The 15,488-nt window shown below is 37.2% G+C and carries 33 protein-coding genes; 32 read left to right on the forward strand and 1 reads right to left on the reverse strand.

Features of this window, described 5'->3' with window-relative positions; translation table 11 throughout:
• Positions 1-220: 220 nt before the first annotated feature.
• Positions 221-400 carry a hypothetical protein gene (locus AMET_RS25020; RefSeq protein WP_012063119.1) on the forward strand — a complete coding sequence of 60 codons (180 nt, stop codon included), beginning with the start codon at positions 221-223 and terminating at the stop codon, positions 398-400.
• Here AMET_RS25020 and AMET_RS09505 read toward each other — a convergent pair.
• Entirely contained in the window at positions 397-645 is a 249-nt protein-coding gene (locus AMET_RS09505; RefSeq protein WP_041720233.1) for a hypothetical protein, read from the reverse strand. The genes AMET_RS25020 and AMET_RS09505 overlap by 4 nt on opposite strands.
• A gap of 100 nt (positions 646-745) precedes the next feature.
• On the opposite strand from AMET_RS09505, the gene AMET_RS09510 reads away from it, so the two are divergent.
• From AMET_RS09510 to loaP, 31 genes are all read left to right on the forward strand, one after another.
• Positions 746-952, forward strand: a complete 207-nt coding sequence (locus tag AMET_RS09510) for a hypothetical protein (RefSeq protein ID WP_011971521.1) — start codon at positions 746-748, stop codon at positions 950-952.
• A 16-nt stretch (positions 953-968) separates the two neighbouring features.
• Entirely contained in the window at positions 969-1,397 is a 429-nt protein-coding gene (locus AMET_RS09515; RefSeq protein WP_041720235.1) for a BC1881 family protein, read from the forward strand.
• Between the two features lie 24 nt (positions 1,398-1,421).
• Complete coding sequence (locus AMET_RS09520; protein ID WP_011971523.1) at positions 1,422-1,646, forward strand: transcriptional regulator; 225 nt, start codon at positions 1,422-1,424, stop codon at positions 1,644-1,646.
• A 158-nt stretch (positions 1,647-1,804) separates the two neighbouring features.
• Positions 1,805-3,193 carry a transposase domain-containing protein gene (locus AMET_RS09525; RefSeq protein WP_049765242.1) on the forward strand — a complete coding sequence of 463 codons (1,389 nt, stop codon included), beginning with the start codon at positions 1,805-1,807 and terminating at the stop codon, positions 3,191-3,193.
• Positions 3,187-3,861: a Mu transposase C-terminal domain-containing protein gene (locus AMET_RS24285; RefSeq protein ID WP_049765243.1), complete on the forward strand. Its 675-nt coding sequence runs from the start codon at positions 3,187-3,189 to the stop codon at positions 3,859-3,861. Before AMET_RS09525 ends, AMET_RS24285 begins: the two co-directional genes overlap by 7 nt.
• A gap of 15 nt (positions 3,862-3,876) precedes the next feature.
• Complete coding sequence (locus AMET_RS09530; protein WP_011971525.1) at positions 3,877-4,800, forward strand: AAA family ATPase; 924 nt, start codon at positions 3,877-3,879, stop codon at positions 4,798-4,800.
• The gene (locus AMET_RS09535) at positions 4,800-5,054 is read left to right on the forward strand and encodes a hypothetical protein (RefSeq protein ID WP_011971526.1); all 255 of its coding nucleotides are present in this window, start codon (positions 4,800-4,802) and stop codon (positions 5,052-5,054) included. Before AMET_RS09530 ends, AMET_RS09535 begins: the two co-directional genes overlap by 1 nt.
• Position 5,055: 1 nt before the next feature.
• On the forward strand, positions 5,056-5,283 hold the full coding sequence (locus AMET_RS09540; RefSeq protein ID WP_011971527.1) for a hypothetical protein: 228 nt from the start codon (positions 5,056-5,058) through the stop codon (positions 5,281-5,283).
• Positions 5,258-6,016 (forward strand): hypothetical protein, encoded by a 759-nt coding sequence (locus AMET_RS09545; protein WP_041720237.1) that lies wholly within the window; start codon positions 5,258-5,260, stop codon positions 6,014-6,016. The genes AMET_RS09540 and AMET_RS09545 overlap by 26 nt, the downstream gene beginning before the upstream one ends.
• A 1-nt stretch (position 6,017) precedes the next feature.
• Positions 6,018-6,257 (forward strand): AbrB/MazE/SpoVT family DNA-binding domain-containing protein, encoded by a 240-nt coding sequence (locus tag AMET_RS09550; protein WP_012063120.1) that lies wholly within the window; start codon positions 6,018-6,020, stop codon positions 6,255-6,257.
• A complete protein-coding gene (locus tag AMET_RS09555; protein WP_011971530.1) occupies positions 6,250-6,903 on the forward strand; it encodes a hypothetical protein in 654 nt (217 codons plus the stop codon). Before AMET_RS09550 ends, AMET_RS09555 begins: the two co-directional genes overlap by 8 nt.
• Positions 6,904-6,952: 49 nt before the next feature.
• Positions 6,953-7,381 carry a regulatory protein GemA gene (locus AMET_RS09560; protein ID WP_011971531.1) on the forward strand — a complete coding sequence of 143 codons (429 nt, stop codon included), beginning with the start codon at positions 6,953-6,955 and terminating at the stop codon, positions 7,379-7,381.
• Positions 7,374-7,598 carry a hypothetical protein gene (locus AMET_RS09565; RefSeq protein WP_011971532.1) on the forward strand — a complete coding sequence of 75 codons (225 nt, stop codon included), beginning with the start codon at positions 7,374-7,376 and terminating at the stop codon, positions 7,596-7,598. The genes AMET_RS09560 and AMET_RS09565 overlap by 8 nt, the downstream gene beginning before the upstream one ends.
• A 70-nt stretch (positions 7,599-7,668) precedes the next feature.
• Positions 7,669-7,830, forward strand: coding sequence for a hypothetical protein (locus AMET_RS25740; RefSeq protein ID WP_011971533.1), 162 nt, complete (start codon positions 7,669-7,671; stop codon positions 7,828-7,830).
• A gap of 4 nt (positions 7,831-7,834) precedes the next feature.
• On the forward strand, positions 7,835-8,491 hold the full coding sequence (locus AMET_RS09570; protein WP_011971534.1) for a sigma-70 family RNA polymerase sigma factor: 657 nt from the start codon (positions 7,835-7,837) through the stop codon (positions 8,489-8,491).
• Between the two features lie 15 nt (positions 8,492-8,506).
• A complete protein-coding gene (locus AMET_RS09575) occupies positions 8,507-8,899 on the forward strand; it encodes a hypothetical protein (protein ID WP_041720240.1) in 393 nt (130 codons plus the stop codon).
• A gap of 32 nt (positions 8,900-8,931) precedes the next feature.
• The gene (locus tag AMET_RS25745) at positions 8,932-9,072 is read left to right on the forward strand and encodes a hypothetical protein (RefSeq protein WP_157047129.1); all 141 of its coding nucleotides are present in this window, start codon (positions 8,932-8,934) and stop codon (positions 9,070-9,072) included.
• 120 nt (positions 9,073-9,192) lie between these two features.
• Positions 9,193-9,504, forward strand: a complete 312-nt coding sequence (locus tag AMET_RS09580) for a hypothetical protein (protein ID WP_011971536.1) — start codon at positions 9,193-9,195, stop codon at positions 9,502-9,504.
• 43 nt (positions 9,505-9,547) lie between these two features.
• On the forward strand, positions 9,548-9,886 hold the full coding sequence (locus AMET_RS09585) for a hypothetical protein (RefSeq protein WP_011971537.1): 339 nt from the start codon (positions 9,548-9,550) through the stop codon (positions 9,884-9,886).
• Between the two features lie 30 nt (positions 9,887-9,916).
• Positions 9,917-10,138, forward strand: coding sequence for a hypothetical protein (locus AMET_RS09590; RefSeq protein ID WP_011971538.1), 222 nt, complete (start codon positions 9,917-9,919; stop codon positions 10,136-10,138).
• A gap of 169 nt (positions 10,139-10,307) precedes the next feature.
• A complete protein-coding gene (locus AMET_RS09595; protein ID WP_041720243.1) occupies positions 10,308-10,526 on the forward strand; it encodes a hypothetical protein in 219 nt (72 codons plus the stop codon).
• A gap of 18 nt (positions 10,527-10,544) precedes the next feature.
• A complete protein-coding gene (locus AMET_RS09600) occupies positions 10,545-10,724 on the forward strand; it encodes a hypothetical protein (protein ID WP_011971541.1) in 180 nt (59 codons plus the stop codon).
• A gap of 51 nt (positions 10,725-10,775) precedes the next feature.
• Positions 10,776-11,243, forward strand: a complete 468-nt coding sequence (locus AMET_RS09605; RefSeq protein WP_198135371.1) for a 3D domain-containing protein — start codon at positions 10,776-10,778, stop codon at positions 11,241-11,243.
• A 14-nt stretch (positions 11,244-11,257) separates the two neighbouring features.
• Positions 11,258-11,983, forward strand: a complete 726-nt coding sequence (locus AMET_RS09610) for a phosphodiester glycosidase family protein (RefSeq protein ID WP_041720244.1) — start codon at positions 11,258-11,260, stop codon at positions 11,981-11,983.
• Positions 11,984-12,006: 23 nt separating this feature from the next.
• On the forward strand, positions 12,007-12,780 hold the full coding sequence (locus AMET_RS09615) for an N-acetylmuramoyl-L-alanine amidase family protein (protein WP_083760799.1): 774 nt from the start codon (positions 12,007-12,009) through the stop codon (positions 12,778-12,780).
• A 53-nt stretch (positions 12,781-12,833) separates the two neighbouring features.
• Positions 12,834-13,148 carry a Mor transcription activator family protein gene (locus tag AMET_RS09620; RefSeq protein ID WP_011971545.1) on the forward strand — a complete coding sequence of 105 codons (315 nt, stop codon included), beginning with the start codon at positions 12,834-12,836 and terminating at the stop codon, positions 13,146-13,148.
• Positions 13,149-13,258: 110 nt separating this feature from the next.
• On the forward strand, positions 13,259-13,798 hold the full coding sequence (locus AMET_RS09625; RefSeq protein ID WP_011971546.1) for a hypothetical protein: 540 nt from the start codon (positions 13,259-13,261) through the stop codon (positions 13,796-13,798).
• Position 13,799: 1 nt separating this feature from the next.
• Positions 13,800-14,093, forward strand: a complete 294-nt coding sequence (locus AMET_RS09630) for a hypothetical protein (RefSeq protein WP_011971547.1) — start codon at positions 13,800-13,802, stop codon at positions 14,091-14,093.
• Between the two features lies 1 nt (position 14,094).
• Positions 14,095-14,388: a hypothetical protein gene (locus AMET_RS09635; protein ID WP_011971548.1), complete on the forward strand. Its 294-nt coding sequence runs from the start codon at positions 14,095-14,097 to the stop codon at positions 14,386-14,388.
• Positions 14,388-14,954: a DUF3486 family protein gene (locus AMET_RS09640; protein WP_011971549.1), complete on the forward strand. Its 567-nt coding sequence runs from the start codon at positions 14,388-14,390 to the stop codon at positions 14,952-14,954. Before AMET_RS09635 ends, AMET_RS09640 begins: the two co-directional genes overlap by 1 nt.
• Positions 14,950-15,456: an antiterminator LoaP gene (loaP, locus tag AMET_RS09645; RefSeq protein ID WP_041720246.1), complete on the forward strand. Its 507-nt coding sequence runs from the start codon at positions 14,950-14,952 to the stop codon at positions 15,454-15,456. The genes AMET_RS09640 and loaP overlap by 5 nt, the downstream gene beginning before the upstream one ends.
• The last annotated feature ends 32 nt before the right edge of the window (positions 15,457-15,488 follow it).

The following is a 15,488-nucleotide window of genomic DNA, read 5'->3' on the forward strand; positions in this document are numbered from 1 at the left end:
TTTGTGGTATAATTTAATTATGTTAGAACTTTCCTACAAACATTTTACCATATTTAAGAAGTATTAACCAAACATATGTATTGTGTACATCCTTTCACGGGTTTTTATCTTAAAGACCTGTATAGAGCTGCAAGGCACACCCTGCATGGTGCCGGAGAAAGAAGGATTTAATGTAGATAAGTATATTTCTTTGAAAATTCAACGTTGAGAGGAGGTGAAAATGATGGTTGAAAAAGATGTAGTTATTAATAAAATAATCAAATTGATAGTTGATGAAATGGAAGAAGAGGGGAAGGGCAATTTAACCGCTCTATACACTATTGGAGTTTTAAAAGAAGCAATAGGGAGAGTAGAGGGAACTGCCCTTATGACCCCAGCAAGAAAGAGTATAAGAGATTAGTCGTTACTTAAAGCAGTTTTAGCACGATTATCAACCGAGATAGTACTGTCATAACGAATTTTGCCATCTACCATAGTTCTAAAATCATGAAGCGCTTCAATGTAGGCTTGGTAATACAGAAATTCATTTGTTGACTCTTTAAGCTTTTCGGACTTAGATATTTTCAGGATAGCTAAGTCGTGAGCTAGTAACTCGGGATCGACATAAAATCCTTTCCCATTAATATCATGTTGTTTGTATTTCATAAGGTTCACCCCCTTCCTATATCACAAAATTCTACAAAGAAGAGGGACAAACCTTTAAAAGGTATCAATTAAATATAAACAAAGGAAAGGAGGCTTAGATATGAAGCTAACATTGCAGCATATCAGGAATTTAAACGAGCAGCAATGGGACAGGCTGAAAGAAATTACATTATTACACACCAGGTTAGCGAAGGAGCACATAGACATTTTTAATACACCTGGTGTGGAGCTAAGAAAGCAGGAGCTAAAAAGACAGATTGTAGCATTACGAAGTGAAAGAGATGAAATACTGGCTACTGCTAGCTAAAGAAGGGGGCGTTTATGTGATAGAGAAAAGAAAGGTTGGCAAGGGTGGATCTATAAGGTATAAAAACAAAAATTATACATCTAATGTGCTGAAGAAGTACGTAGGCAGGACGTTTGAAATAGAACCTTTGTTAGAAGTAAATGTGCTTTGGGTGTTCGATGATGAGAAGAGTAGGATTTGTGAAGCAAGGCAAGAGGGTGTTTCTTTCGAAGAAACATTTGGGATTGCTAAGAAAGAAGAAGTTAAGGGGGACGATGATGTGTTCTTTGGACTAGGAAAGAAGCTAAAGGACTACAAGGAGAAGGAGCTAGCTAAAGAACTAGCCAATCGACATGGAGCTAAGATGATTAAAGTAAGTCCGGGGCAATTTTATCAAGTGAAGGGAAATGGTTCTCGCATTAAAGAGGAAGGACCTGCAACGATATTTGTCATTAGGAACAACTAGTGTAAGAGGAAGGTGGTGAGACATATGAGGAAGAACAAGATGACAGAATTTGGTCTATGGATCAAGCAAAGCCTTCTAGAGCTGGATATGACTCAGCGAGAATTAAGTGAAAGCATAGGCATAGATGAAAGGTTTCTCTCTATGATTTTGTATGGACTGCGCCCTGGCTATGATTACCGTGACAAAATTCGATCTGTAATCGAAGGTGAACAGGCAAAAAAGATAGCGGTAAAAAGTAAAACGGCATGAAAGGAGAACCAATGAAGGGGAATATCTTAGCAAAAAAGAAAAGAGGCATCTCACCAGAGCGACACCTCGAAAAACTAGGATAATTAGAAACTGACAGTACGAGTTCTAATCCCCTTCATTATACACTCTCCCCATGCCAACTGTAAAGGGGGGATATCTTGGAAGCATACATTAGCATAGAGGAAGCGGCTAAGCTAGAAGGAGTTGCCTACTATACGCTTTATAGAAAAATTCAGCGTAACAAAGAAGACTTTGAAACAACAATTGAGCCGTCGGAGAGCGGTGGGAAGGATAGGGTGATGGTAGCCCTGGACTCATTAACTAAAAAAGCTCGACGAACTTATAAAGCAAAGCATGAAGTTCCTGATAATAAAGAGGAAGCTCCTTGGTATACCCAAGTGGACATATCTTGGTACAGAAAGAACTACAGTAAATATTTTTATGAGGCGGTGGAGATTTCTAAGCAAATTGAAATCTATCTCAATTATGAAGGGAAAAACAAAACGAAATTCGCAACGGAAATTGCAAAAAAGTTAGAGGTTAGCAGTCGAACGTTACTAAGTCGCGTGAAAGATTATATAGAAGCTAAAGCCTGGGCAGATACCATGGAAGAAGCTAGCAAGAAAAATTATGACTATTTCATGGTTCTTGCTTTATGCCGAAAGCCACGGGAGAAAAACCAATTCCCGTCTCTGACGGAGCCGGTGAAGACGAAAATTGAAAATATCTTTTATTCCAAAGTATTCCAAGAGAACAATCAACCGCTGACAAACCTATACGAAGACCTGGAGGATTGGACAATTGAAAAAGGATTACCTCTCCCTAGCTATGACACCGTATGGAGATACATTGGACATATAGAGAAGGAAGACGGAGAAGGGGCAACTGCATTAGTGGCTAGAGGGAAACGGCAGTGGAAGAATGATTTTATGATGAAACGGAAAAGAGACGTTGAAAGTCTTCAAGTACTGGAAGTGCTGCAAGGAGATGTTCATTCATTTGACTGTTGGGTGTCTGTGAGAAGATCCAATGGAAAGCTCCAAGCAATACGTCCTGCATTGGTTGGTTGGTTGGATATGAGAAGTAGAACTTTAGTGGGTTGGGCTGTTGCAGAGAATCCTGATGCACTCATCATCAAGAAGAGTTTGATAAATGCTTTTTATCCTAAAGTAAATTCATTACTACCTTACGGGGTTTGTAAATATCTCTTGATTGACAATGGGAAAGAGTATACGGCGGAATCTCTAACAGGAAGGTCTAGAAAAATCAGGGTACAACTGGATGCAGACGTGAAAGGTTTTTACCGTAGCATAGGTATTGAAGATGATATGAGATCTCTTCCATTCCAACCGTGGAGCAAGGCGCAAGTGGAGAGATTTTTTGGAACTGTATGTGAGAAGTTCACAAAGAGAACGATTAGTTACACCGGCACGTTAACGGGATCAAAGACCGACGCCAAGGTGAAGAAAGATATTGCAAAGATGCTAGAAAATGGCGAGTTAATGACAATGGAAGAATTTGCACAGAAATTGAAAAATGGGTGGTAGAAAAGTATCATACGAGGGTCCATGGCGGATTAAAGGATCAAGGGGAAGAAAGCCCTGTTCCAGTCGATGTATTTCACCACGCTGAAAGATATTATAAAGCAGCGCCACCATTGGAATATGCTTTAAGTCTCTTATTAGAAAGTGAAGAGCGAAGTGTAACCAACATGGGAATCAAGATTACACGGGATGGGAAGGCAATTTACTATCAAAATCAAGATTTATCAAAATACATTGGACAAAGAGTTGATATCAGGTACCATCCAGAAGATATTACAAGAATCTATGTTTATAACAAAGAAGGTAAAAAAGTTTGTGAAGCTGTATCTTATGAACTGTTACGAATCGCACCAAAACTGTCACAAAAGGCCTTTGAAGAGCACAATAAAGATCAAAAACGTCATTTAAGAAATGAGACTGATAAAGTAAAATATCGCCAGATGACTTACGAGGAAAGACAGCAGCATGAGAAAGATATTATTGAAAATGCTGATAAAAAGATTGTCACACCTGAAATGGCGAATAAGAATGACAAAGTTGTGGCGATTCCCCAGGACGAACAATATAAAGATGAACTCAAACACAAAAAGACAAAGCAAAAAAGTGATGAGAATGAATATTTTGAACGTCAATCGGCGAAAGCCTTAGCTGCACTAAAAAAACTAGGATAGAAAGGATGATTAATAATGGCAGTACAACTATATAGAAATGCACCGGAGCTTGCACAGGAGATGGAGGAGCTTTTAAAGAGAACTGGCATGAGTAAAGAAAAAGCAAGCAAGGAGATTGGGTACAGCAGAACTGCATTATCTAGATACTTATCAGGTGACTATGAATCAATCGAGTTAGAACTTGCAATCAGAAGGTTTTTAGATGAAAAACAGGCAGGAAAAGAGAAGGTAGTGCGACAACTAAGAGATGAACTTTTCATTACGCGAGATGTGGAGGACATCATGGGAGTATGCCAGGGGTGCCAAGAAGATCAAGGGCTTGGTGTTATCGTAGGTAAATCAGGCTTTGGAAAGACCGAAACATTGAAGGAATATGCAAAGCTAGACCGAGTGTGTTATGTGGAATGTGATGATTCCATGGGAAGTAGAGACTTAGTGGAGGCTATTGAAGAAGCTATAGGGCTGCCTCAGGGTTACGGTTCGATCTGGAAAAGAGTCAAGGGAATTAAGGAATTTTTCGAAGTGAATCGAGGGTACCTCTTAATCGTGGACGAAGCTGACAAGCTAGTTACAAAGTACACACAAAAAAAGATGGAGATTCTTAGAACAATATTTGACCAGGACACAGTAGGTTTGGTTATTGCCGGAGAACCGAAATTAGAGAGCATGGTAAAGGGCTTTATTGCCAGATTTGCTAACAGAGTAGATTTCTGCATTACTCTTAAAGGCTTGTCTAGGGAAGAAGTAATTGAGTACTTACAGTTTTGCAAAATATCTGATAGAGCAAGGGAAGAACTGATTATTCGTGGCACGAATAGTAACACTGGCTGCTTCCGCTTATTGGATCGAACACTGAGAAACGTATTACGCCTGGTGGAAGACGAACGAGAAATTGACCTGAAGACAATCGAAAAGGTTAGTAAAATGATGATGCTGTAATGGCAAGTGGCTGTATTTTAGACACCTGTTGGGTGTGTGATGATCTCGTTTGGGAAGATGATTGGATTCTCTACAATGAACAATTCATCCACCCAGCATGTGCAGAAAACAAAACGCAATTGATGAAAGATAAAGCCAGCCGACTCCACTATGAGGATGAAATGACAGAAGACCTACAGATGTTGAAGCGTATGCTGGGAAGCTGCCAGAAGGAAATAGAGCGGTTAGAAAACTTAATAAAAAGGAGGGCGTAAAATGGAAGATGTCTTGATCAAGATGGAAGGAGCTGCACAACGGAAGAGACTTGAAGAAAATTTAAAGGTAAATATCAATAGCCTGGTGGAGGGTTTAGAAACAAAAGAAAGGACGATTGAAGAGATAAAAAACTACATCGAAAAAGAATACATCGGCAAAGGAGCTTTAAAGCTCTTTATCAATCGAGTAGAAGCCAAAGGAAATGTTGGAATTTCAAAAGGGAGATAGGATTAAAGTCACTTGCAACTCTAAAAAGCCTAAGAGTTCAAAATCCTTCGAAGGTATCGTTGTAGGTGAATATGACGGCTTCATTACCATCCATCAAGGAAGTTACATTGTTACCACATCGAAGTTGGAAGTTATCAATGGGAACACCACGATAGAAGTATTAGAAAAGGGGGAAACAGAGACTGTGCCTAGGAAAAAAAGTATTGATAAAGAAACCTTGCTCAAAGAATGCATAGCATATGGTTGGAACAATACTGCTATTGAAACAATTAGTGAGAAGTATGGCTTATCAAAGTTAACAATCAAAACCTACTATGGTAAGTGGGGCATCGCGGATCTGATAGCAGAAAAAAGAGATAAAAGTGAAGTTGATGAACTGTTCGAGAATATTAGAAAAGAAGAGGACGAGATTGATTCCAAGAAAGAGACTGACCTTGATTGGAAAGCAAATGATCGCTTAACCAAAGTTATCAATGAAGCTGGATTGTCAAAAGTTAGAACAAAAGCCCAAGAAGCTATAGGAGAGGCGCCACATTCTGAGAAGGGGACTTTAAGAAAGGTAATGACAATATATAAAGGAGACATAATGGAATATGAAATAGATAAAGCCACCATAAAGATTCGCAACGAAGAAAATTATGATAACTACATTATTGTGGCCAAGGAAGAGATATTGAAATTTGTTAATGAGCTCCATGAGCTTACAAAAAATATAATTGAGGAGGCAAAATAATATGAAAACAAAAAAGATTAATAAAAGTGGAGGGTTCACCATTCCTTCGGACATCAGAAGAGAAATTGACATGGACAAAGGGCAAGCAGTTGATATTGAGGTAGAGGCAGGGAAGTTGATAATCTCAAAGCATACTCCAAGATGTATGTTCTGTAGAACTATTGATGGTGTGGTAAGGTACCAAAACAACCATGTATGCTCTAAATGTATTAAAGAAATGGGGGACAAGGTAGATGGATAACATCAAAAAAGTGGTTAATGAACTTGCTAAGTGGGATGCACTGATGGCAGATGGCAGAAAAGAAATGAACAAACATAAACTTTCCATACAGAATGAAGCTGCATCCGCGTTGGAAAATAGCAAGGTAAAGCAAGTAAAGTTTTATGGTGATGACAGCAACTGTGCAATAGTTACCACTGCTGAAAAGGTTGAGTTGGTAAGCATTGAGTATTTAAGAGGAGTAATACCAGAGAACATTCTGAAGGATTTTGCTAAAGAAGAGATACAGTATAAGCTTACAGCACCTTTTAAGAATGTCGTCGGGCCTTTGGTAAGTGGGAATTACACTGAGAGAAAGGTGCTAGATATCATCGAAGAAATGAACCTTTCAGAGGGTAAAGCAAAAGTAGCTAAAAAGAAGCTGAAGGGTAATTTTGAAAAGGATGTAGAATTTCTGAAGACTATAGGACATAGCCAAGAAGAAGCAGAGCATTGGGCTTATTTTATTACAGAGGCAGCAGCTTGGGAAAGAATCGTGAACTTCATGGAAGTATCAGGGTACGAAGAAGGGACACCGGGGTTTCAGGATGCAATTAAAAAACTAAAACATGCTGTTATCGTAGATGAGACATTGAAGATCGGCGTTGAATATGAAAAAGATGAATAGGGACTAGTTTTACTAGTCCTTTTTCATAAAAAAGATAGGAGCTGGCAGTATGGAAGTTATTACAGGTTTGCAAATAAAGAAGATATGGGCGACTGCTAGAGAGATTGGATTAGAAAAGGAAGATCTATACACGATCATTTATAGAGAATCTAAGAAGGAAAGCATGAAGCAATTGACAAAAGCGCAAGCCAACAAAGTAATTGATGCGATGGTTAGGCCCAAGAAGAAGAAAAAGCAAAAAAGAACAGATGATGGTGGTAGAAGTTCGACGAAGGCTCAAAGACAGACTATCTACAGAATGACAGAAGAATTAGGTTGGAACAATGACAATGACAGAATCAATGGATTTGTAAAGAAAATGTTTGAGGTAGAGCGCCTTGAGTGGCTGGACGGTTATGGATGTAGCAGGCTAATCGAAATATTAAAGAAGATGATTAAAAGAATTGAAGTGGAGAAGGTGGTTGAGAAGGATGGCTAAACAAATGATTAGTATCAAAATTGACATTGAGTTTGATATTGAAGACATGAAAAAGTCATTAAAGGAACGGGGAATTCTACCAAACAAAGCTAATACAGACAGAATGGTCAAGATGATTCGGAGCGGAAGGTTTCTAATGAATAAAGGTTTTTTAGCTGGTCAACCCATGGATAAAGAAACACTTCTGATGTATGGATTCACATTTGAAAATGAATGATGTGACGAAGGAACAACTCAATAAAAGCTGCTAATTTGCAAAATAAGTTGCAAAAAAAGGGGGGACAAACGTGCTTCCATCCAAAGAGGAATTTGTGGAAAAGGTTATTGAGTTAAGAACTAAACAAAGGGAGCAGAAGCAAAGAGATTATATGGCGTATGTAAAAGGAGCAACTGTAAGAATGGCCTCTAGAAAATGTAACTGGAAATTAAGAGGAAGTCGCTCTAGCTGAGGCGGTGGAAAAATTGTTACACAAGGTGAATTTTAAAGAACCCATGACAGAAGAGGAAAGTAAACGTTTGATAAATCAATTTAGGGAATTGAATAATGAAGAAATTCGAAAACACCTTATCGAACGAAACTTGAGGTTGGTAGCATATGAAGCTTATAAGTATAAAAATCAAGATAGTGAAGACATATTTAGTGTAGGTTGCATTGGCTTGATTAAAGCAATAGATAGCTATGATCCTAGCAAGCAAACACGATTTGATACTTATGCTAATAGATGCATACAAAACGAAATACTCCTGTATATCAAAAGACTTAAAAAAGGGAGTAGATGGACATTCGTGAGGTTAGATGCTAAAAACTTAAGCTTTGATGATGGATCTAGTATCTATAATTTTGAAACATTAGCTAGTGACGAAAATCTAGAAGAAAGTTTTATTGGAAGAGAAGAGAAGCTCATAGCTAGATCGATCATAAAGGATAATCTAATTGAAGAAAGCATTGAAGAACAATCTACTAAAAGGCAAATGGCTATAAGGCTAAGATATCAGGGATTAACACAAATAGATGTATCACAAAGACTAGGTATATCTCAAAGTTATGTTGCTAGGATCGAGAAGAGATACCAGGATAAGCTTTATCAAAAGTTAAGAAAAATGTTTTGAAGAGGAGTGCTGCTAATGAAATCGGAAGAATGGAAAAAGGTGGAGGTTAAGCTTGAAAGCTTTTATACATCAGTGAAACTGGATTGTGATGGATATGAAGTCACATTAAAGTTAGAGAGGATGGGACAATTTAAAAATGTCATAGCCGTCTATGTAAATGGTTCTATAAAAGGAAAGTGGTATCTTGAAGATTGCGAGGAAAGGCGTAGGTTCTTCAAACCAACGACCAGGTCAATGTTCTCTCAAAAGGATAAAAAAGAAGCTTATAAGAAGTTATCAAAGAAGCTTCTTAAAGAGATGGAAGAAAGATTCAAGTATACTACTTATCAACCCTATTGGACTTCATTCAAGTCATTAAAGAGTCACTTGATTAAGAACAATAATGTGATTGAGTTAATAGCAAGTTAAACAAATTTATTTGAAAAATAAGGGGGATACACATGATATTAAAATTAAAATTTTGGATGAAATGTCTAAGGGTTGTATGGGATGAGAGAGAACACAGAACTTGCAGGAACAAGTTAAGAAGGCTAGCGAGGAAGTTTGAAAAGATAAGACAGGAAGTCGGGTTGGAAAAGTAATCATTAAGTGAAAGGAGAATGAAGATGGATAAATGCATAGACTGTCCATATGCTACAGAAGATGGGGATTGCACGCATGAAGGTGGTTACTGCCTATAATTTAGAAGAGAAGACTTCTAATTGAAACGGAAAAGCAAAGAGGTGATGAAATTGGAGCTACTTGTAAAAGTTAAAAATCTGAAAGTAGGCGAAAAAATCACTATACAATTACAAAGTTGGATAGGTAGTGTAAGTGATGAAAAAGTAACTTATATGGGCGAAATAAGGCATCATGGCTATTACAAAAGAAAACAAGGAGGTTCTTGGGCGTTATCTCCTTGCGAAATTTATAATATTCCATGTTACAAAATACAAGTAAAGCCATATAAAAAGAGAACGATATTTGAATTAGCGTTAAATGGTGATATAAAAGAGATTGAATTAGGATGGTAAGTCGCATTTTTTTAGATTATGCGACATGAAAGGATGGATAAAAATGTATGAGTTAAAATGTAACAAATGTAATAACGAATGGAAAACACACACAATATCTGAAACAACTAGATTTTTATGCGTTTGTTCAAAATGTGGAAGCACAGACGTAGAACCATTTATTAAAATGAAATGTATTAAAGGTTTTTCATTGGAAATGAGCGATGACAATGGGTTTACAATAGAAAATGAATATACAGCTATAGAAGAAGGTACTATTTGGAATATCCAGAAAGATTCATTTAGAGTTGTTGGTGGAGAAATTAGACTAACTAATGATGAATTAGGGTGGTTAGAATTGTCGCAAGAAACACTTGAAGAAAATTTTGAAACTGTAAGTTAAGTCACATTGCAATAAAAAGGAGAAGCATACATGTCAGTCATAGTCGTTAAAAATAATATATTTAATGTGAATAAAATAGTAAATGTTCAAAGGCTACATATAACTGGCAGTAATCCATTTTATGAATTAGCTGTGAGTTGTATTGACAAGAAAATATATAGAGTGAGATATGAAATGCACGAGGAAGAACTACTAGAAGTTGATTTTGAAGATTTTAGATATAAACTTGATCAATTAACTTTATTTAGATAAATAGGCAAGTTATCAACAAGAAAGGATGAAAAGCATGACCAAAATAAAGGATGAATGTTTGTTTTGCAGTAAACGAATTTGTAACACAAGAATTGTTAGAACAGAAGAACCCCAATATGATGAAGTGGCTTGCTATCAACACATAGAATAGTTGGAAGGAGGCGAAAGTATGTTTTTGAAAAAGATAAGACCCTTAAAAGCAATACCTATAAACAGAGAAGATAATCAGTTAGATCCAGATAATCTCGGATTATTAATGAGTTTAGCTCACTGGAGGGATTATGAGTACAAATATGGTAGCTTTAAAAAGGCAAAGAATATACAAAAATCTATAAGAAATATAATGGCTACCAAAAATGCTTATAGAAAATCCAAAAGTGGACATTAACGAAAGGGGTCCCAAGTGATGAAACTTAAAGTTCTAGAAGAGATTGTGGACTTAACCAAAAGCATTATAAGAGATATTTCAGAACCCGATAAGGTATGCATATGTGCTAAAAGAATACAATTTTTAGCTGAAAAAGAAGCATTAGCAAAAGAAGATTATAAAAGGTATCTAGGAAGCGTCCTTGATCCTAGAGACTAACTACTAAATGCTATTTGTAAGAAAAGGGGGATATTGCTTTTAATGGTTATCATGGCTAGTACGAATACTACTGTAAAAGAACACCAGAAACAAAATGAAGAGCTATGGATGCAGATTGATAAGCTGAATTTGGAAAAAGATTTATTGAATAAAAACATAATTAACGAAAAAGAGCTCATCAAAGAACTTCAGGAACAAATAGAGAGATTAGAAGTAATTAGAGCTAAAGTAACGGCCTACAGCCCTAGTGATGATCGAAATGGAATAAATGCAGATGCTAATCCCAGCATAACATCAACAGGAAAAACACCAGGTAAAATATATGCAGCAGCAGATCCCAAGCGCCTCCCTTATGGCACTAAGATATACATACCTAACTTTGGAGAAGTAGAGATTCAAGATACTGGGGGAGCTTTAAGAAATGATAAGAAAAATGTAAGGATAGACATATTCAAGGAGACTTATGAGGGTGCAATTGCATGGGGAATACAGGATTTAGATATTAGATTAGTATACTAAGGGGGATAAGTAAATTGAAATTACAAATAATGAAGTACACAATGAGAAGGTACGATACTACTATTCATGTACTCGAAGTACCAAAACAAGGTGTTGTCATAATGCCTTGCTTGGGAGATAGAACAAAGCGACAACCGGTGCAACAGATAAGACATTCGTATTTTGAAGCTAACGGATACAAGAGAATCGGTGCAGTTAACGGTGGATTCTTTGATGGAAATAGAACGCTTCCTTACGGAATGTTCTACGTAGACTCTGGATTCCTGCTTTCTGAAAGCTGGGCAGGGGACGCATTTTTAGAGCTAGTTCACGAGAACGGTAAATTACACATTGATGATATTACAGCCAATCAACTGAAAACTAAGTATAAAAAAGCAAATTGGGCAATATCATTGTCATACAGCTTGGTAGTCGGTGGGAAAATGAACATTATGAAAGGTGACAAGTTTCCCTTTACAAACCAATCACATCCCCGGACATTGATAGGTGACAATCAGGAAAATTATATATTCGTTGTAACAGAAGGTAGAATGACTAAAGAAAAAGGATTGACTGCTGTAGAGAGCGCAAGGGTAATGTTAGAACTCGGATGTAATACAGCTATTAATGCGGATGGCGGTGGAAGCTCCGCCATGGATGTAGAAGGCAAGATTCAAAACAAGTACTATGACAACAGAGCTGTAGCGGATGGCATCTTGATCTATACAAAGGAGCCATATGAAATTACGGGAAAAAAGTAGATAGCCCTCCATCTAACAAGTACATAGCATTAGATGCAGGGCATGGCGTAGACACATACCCACCGAATAAGGGCGTCCCTGGACTGCCAGAGTTTGCTTTCAATAGCGCAGTAGTAGGGATGGCGAAGGAATTAGCAGAACACAACGGCTTTAAAGTTGTATTAGTACAACCATTGAACGGGAAAGAGGTTCCCCTCTCACACCGAGTCGAAACGGCGAACGCTGAAAAAGTAGATTTATATCTATCCACTCACGCGGATGCAAGCGGTAACGCTGGAGTTAGAGGACATTGGTCCTTTTACTGGGGCACATCTGCAAACTCTAAAAAATTCGCTGAGATATGGAAAAAAAATGCAAAAGAGCTTCTAGAGAATCCATCGAGAGGCATAATAGGTAGTCAATTAAATCACTGGACAAATTTCTATGTTTTACGAGCGACAAATATGCCAGCAAACTTGTCTGAAAATGGGTTCATGACAAACCCACTTGACAAAGAATTACTCCTTTCAAGTGCCTTCCGAAAGAATGCAGCACGGGCACAAATCAAAACGGCATGTGAGTTCTTTGGGCTACCTTTCAAAGATTTACACCAGGAGAAAAAAGAAGAACAAACTCTTGAAGATAGGCATGAAGTTATTACTGAGTCCCTGAATGTTAGAAATGATGTAATGGGAACAATCATAGGTAAATTTAAAGCAGGGTATAAGGTTGACAAGTTGTTTGATTTTGATGGTACCTGGTGGGTAGTGAGACGTGGAGAGTTGATTGGATTTGTTAATTCCAACTTCCTCAAATAAAAAAATGTGTTGATATTTTAAGCCAACTTAATTATGATAAAGGTGGTGAGGTCATGGAAAATTGGTTAGAAAAGATTACGATAGATGATTTGGATGAACCTTATTATACGATAGCAACCAAAATAGGATTCGAAGCTACATTAGAGTTAGCTAAGATGGTTCAAGGAAGTCAAATATATTTCCCTACGATTGTGAAGTCCTGTGACCCCAAGAGAAAAGAGCTCATAAAAGAAGAATTTAATGGATATAATTATCGTGAGTTAGCTGCAAAGTACGGCTTTACTGAGAGATGGGTAAGGGAAATATGTTCGGAGTTGGTTAAAAAAGAAAGAAACAAACCGCATCACAGTCAACTGTCACTGTTCTGAATTCTTTGTTGAAGCCTTCAAAAGTAAATACTAGAAAATAAATGTAAAATCGTAGTGTGATAAAAAATCATACTACGATTTTTTTATATTCAAAAAAAGGAGGGCGAATAATGAGCGCAATTCAAACAGCACTAAGGGAAATTCTTGTCAGCGTGGCAATTGGACTAATCGGGTTAGCAGGGGCATATGTAACATATTTTCTTAACAAAGCATCAAAGAAAATGCAGCTAGAAACAGAAAAGATTCAAGAGGAAAGTAAAAGAGAAGTATTACAGATGGCACTATGGCGTCTGGAAGATGTGGCAGAGAAAACCGTAACCAAAATTGAGGAAAAAACTGCAAAAGTACTTAGAGCAGCAGTAAAGTCTGGAAAGAAAGATAAGACTGAGCTTAGCGATTTAGCAATGCAAGCCTACAGTGAAATTCTGACGACTTTAGAACCAGAGTACAAACAAGCAATTGAAGCAAGTTTAGGAGATGCACAAACCTATATCATGAACACAATTGAGGAAAAGGTAAAGAAAGTTAAAGCTACTAAAACTAATACGATTTTTCCTGAGGTGAAACTTAAAGCAAATGACATTGAGAACATAACAGCTAAAATACAAAAAGCTTTGAGTAATACTGAACGGCTGGGAACGAGGACATAGTATGGAACTTAATCTAAGCTGGGTCATACAAACTATAATAATGCTAGGACTAGGTACAATTGCATATTTCCTCAAAGAATTCAAAAAGAGCATTGATAAAAACATAAGTGAAACTAACTGGAAGACGAACAAAAACCAAGAAGATATTAAGGAATTGAAAGAAGAATTCAATGAACACAAAGTAAGAATTGCCAAGGAATATGTACATAAAGATGATTTCATCAGGGCTATGTCTAACGTTGACAAGAAACTAGACAAAATACACGACGTGTTAGTTGTCAAAAGGAGTGTATGACGTGGAAGCACAAGTAATGAAAAATAAAATGTTAAGAGGTCAAGTTCTTAGGACACTAGCTCTTTTCTACCCCGATTCCGTCAGTGTGAATGGCATACGAAGCGCTCTCATTTCGAGAGGTGTTACATTTTCAGCAGACATGACAAAGATTCTACACTATTTAGAGGATAAGGAGTACATCACTGTTACGGCTATAAAGCTCTCTGAAATTAAAGATGATGATCAGGTGGAGTTGACGGCCAAGGGAGTTGATTTGATTGAAGAGACCATCGATGATCCTGGAGTTGAGCTGTAATGACTAAAGAAAGACAAAGAAACAGAATCAAGTCAAGGGTAGATGAATTACCAGAAGAGATAAGACAGTTATTAGACGATAGACTAGCTGATGTTAACTTTACTTATCATGAAATTGCGGATGAAATAACTGAATTAGGATATGAAATATCAAAATCCAGTGTTGGAAGATATGCATTGCGTCAAAATGCAGTTGTGCAAAGAATGAAGGAAGTAGCTGAACAAACAAGGATTATTGTAGATGCAGCTAAAAAGAACAACAATTTTGATGCCATTGGAGCAACAACTTCAATGTTGACTATTGGCCTAGCACAAAAGATTGCTACAGCTCAAGAAGAAATAGAAAACATGCCAATTGAAAAAGCAGCAAGAATTGTTGTCGCATTAGAACGAAGTGCAGTGTATAAAGAGAAGTTTAAGCTACAGTACAGCAAAGGCATCAAAGATGCCATCACCGCTATCAAGATGGAACTACGGATAGAATTGGAGAATGATCCAGAGCTACTGATGAAACTATCTGAGAAAGTAGATTCCATATCCAAAAAGATGGAGGCGAAGAACAATTAAAAAATGGTATGTAGTGCATGTAAAAAGCAATGAAGAAATGAAAGCAAAGAAGCTTGTGGAGAAAGAAATCGAAGATATCAAAGTGATCGTTCCACAAAGAATAATTCCTGAAAAAAGGCAAGGAGAGACCAGGCATGTTAAAAAGATATTGTTTACAGGCTATCTTTTTTTAAACGTAGAACTAGATGTAGATACATATTACAAATTGAAAAGGATACCAAGTATCCATAGGTTTTTAGGCCTTGAAAAGCCTGAGGCCATCCCCTTAGAAGAAATGCAAAGAGTATTGAGATTGTGCAATCAAGGAGAGCTCATAGGGTTATCCAAGGTAATTGTAAAAGAAGGGAATAAAGTACAGGTTGTGTCAGGACCTCTACTGGGCATGGAAGGGCATATCATTAAGGTTGATAAAAGAAAAGGCAGGGCTAAGGTTTGCTTATCTGTACTAGGTGATGCAAAGACTGTGGATTTAGGCATAGAGATCATAAAGGTATCGGAATAAAACGAGTACATGTTGCGGCTGTGCTTGAGCAT

Origin of the sequence: Alkaliphilus metalliredigens QYMF, from assembly GCF_000016985.1 — a bacterium.
GTDB lineage: Bacteria > Bacillota > Clostridia > Peptostreptococcales > Natronincolaceae > Alkaliphilus_A > Alkaliphilus_A metalliredigens.

Bases quoted from the DNA above. Each gene is read 5' to 3' on its own strand.
- AMET_RS09535 (WP_011971526.1), top strand. From the start codon at position 4,800: ATGGCAAGTGGCTGTATTTTAGACACCTGTTGGGTGTGTGATGATCTC.
- AMET_RS09510 (WP_011971521.1), top strand. From the start codon at position 746: ATGAAGCTAACATTGCAGCATATCAGGAATTTAAACGAGCAGCAATGG.
- AMET_RS09555 (WP_011971530.1), top strand. From the start codon at position 6,250: ATGGATAACATCAAAAAAGTGGTTAATGAACTTGCTAAGTGGGATGCA.
- AMET_RS09505 (WP_041720233.1), bottom strand. From the start codon at position 645: ATGAAATACAAACAACATGATATTAATGGGAAAGGATTTTATGTCGAT.
- AMET_RS09630 (WP_011971547.1), top strand. From the start codon at position 13,800: ATGGAACTTAATCTAAGCTGGGTCATACAAACTATAATAATGCTAGGA.
- AMET_RS09640 (WP_011971549.1), top strand. From the start codon at position 14,388: ATGACTAAAGAAAGACAAAGAAACAGAATCAAGTCAAGGGTAGATGAA.
- AMET_RS09575 (WP_041720240.1), top strand. From the start codon at position 8,507: ATGAAATCGGAAGAATGGAAAAAGGTGGAGGTTAAGCTTGAAAGCTTT.
- AMET_RS09530 (WP_011971525.1), top strand. From the start codon at position 3,877: ATGGCAGTACAACTATATAGAAATGCACCGGAGCTTGCACAGGAGATG.
- AMET_RS09520 (WP_011971523.1), top strand. From the start codon at position 1,422: ATGAGGAAGAACAAGATGACAGAATTTGGTCTATGGATCAAGCAAAGC.
- AMET_RS09590 (WP_011971538.1), top strand. From the start codon at position 9,917: ATGTCAGTCATAGTCGTTAAAAATAATATATTTAATGTGAATAAAATA.
- AMET_RS09600 (WP_011971541.1), top strand. From the start codon at position 10,545: ATGAAACTTAAAGTTCTAGAAGAGATTGTGGACTTAACCAAAAGCATT.
- AMET_RS09595 (WP_041720243.1), top strand. From the start codon at position 10,308: ATGTTTTTGAAAAAGATAAGACCCTTAAAAGCAATACCTATAAACAGA.
- AMET_RS09625 (WP_011971546.1), top strand. From the start codon at position 13,259: ATGAGCGCAATTCAAACAGCACTAAGGGAAATTCTTGTCAGCGTGGCA.
- AMET_RS25745 (WP_157047129.1), top strand. From the start codon at position 8,932: ATGATATTAAAATTAAAATTTTGGATGAAATGTCTAAGGGTTGTATGG.
- AMET_RS09540 (WP_011971527.1), top strand. From the start codon at position 5,056: ATGGAAGATGTCTTGATCAAGATGGAAGGAGCTGCACAACGGAAGAGA.
- AMET_RS25020 (WP_012063119.1), top strand. From the start codon at position 221: ATGATGGTTGAAAAAGATGTAGTTATTAATAAAATAATCAAATTGATA.
- AMET_RS09565 (WP_011971532.1), top strand. From the start codon at position 7,374: ATGGCTAAACAAATGATTAGTATCAAAATTGACATTGAGTTTGATATT.
- AMET_RS09545 (WP_041720237.1), top strand. From the start codon at position 5,258: ATGTTGGAATTTCAAAAGGGAGATAGGATTAAAGTCACTTGCAACTCT.
- AMET_RS09620 (WP_011971545.1), top strand. From the start codon at position 12,834: ATGGAAAATTGGTTAGAAAAGATTACGATAGATGATTTGGATGAACCT.
- AMET_RS09605 (WP_198135371.1), top strand. From the start codon at position 10,776: ATGGCTAGTACGAATACTACTGTAAAAGAACACCAGAAACAAAATGAA.
- AMET_RS09560 (WP_011971531.1), top strand. From the start codon at position 6,953: ATGGAAGTTATTACAGGTTTGCAAATAAAGAAGATATGGGCGACTGCT.
- AMET_RS09585 (WP_011971537.1), top strand. From the start codon at position 9,548: ATGTATGAGTTAAAATGTAACAAATGTAATAACGAATGGAAAACACAC.
- AMET_RS09550 (WP_012063120.1), top strand. From the start codon at position 6,018: ATGAAAACAAAAAAGATTAATAAAAGTGGAGGGTTCACCATTCCTTCG.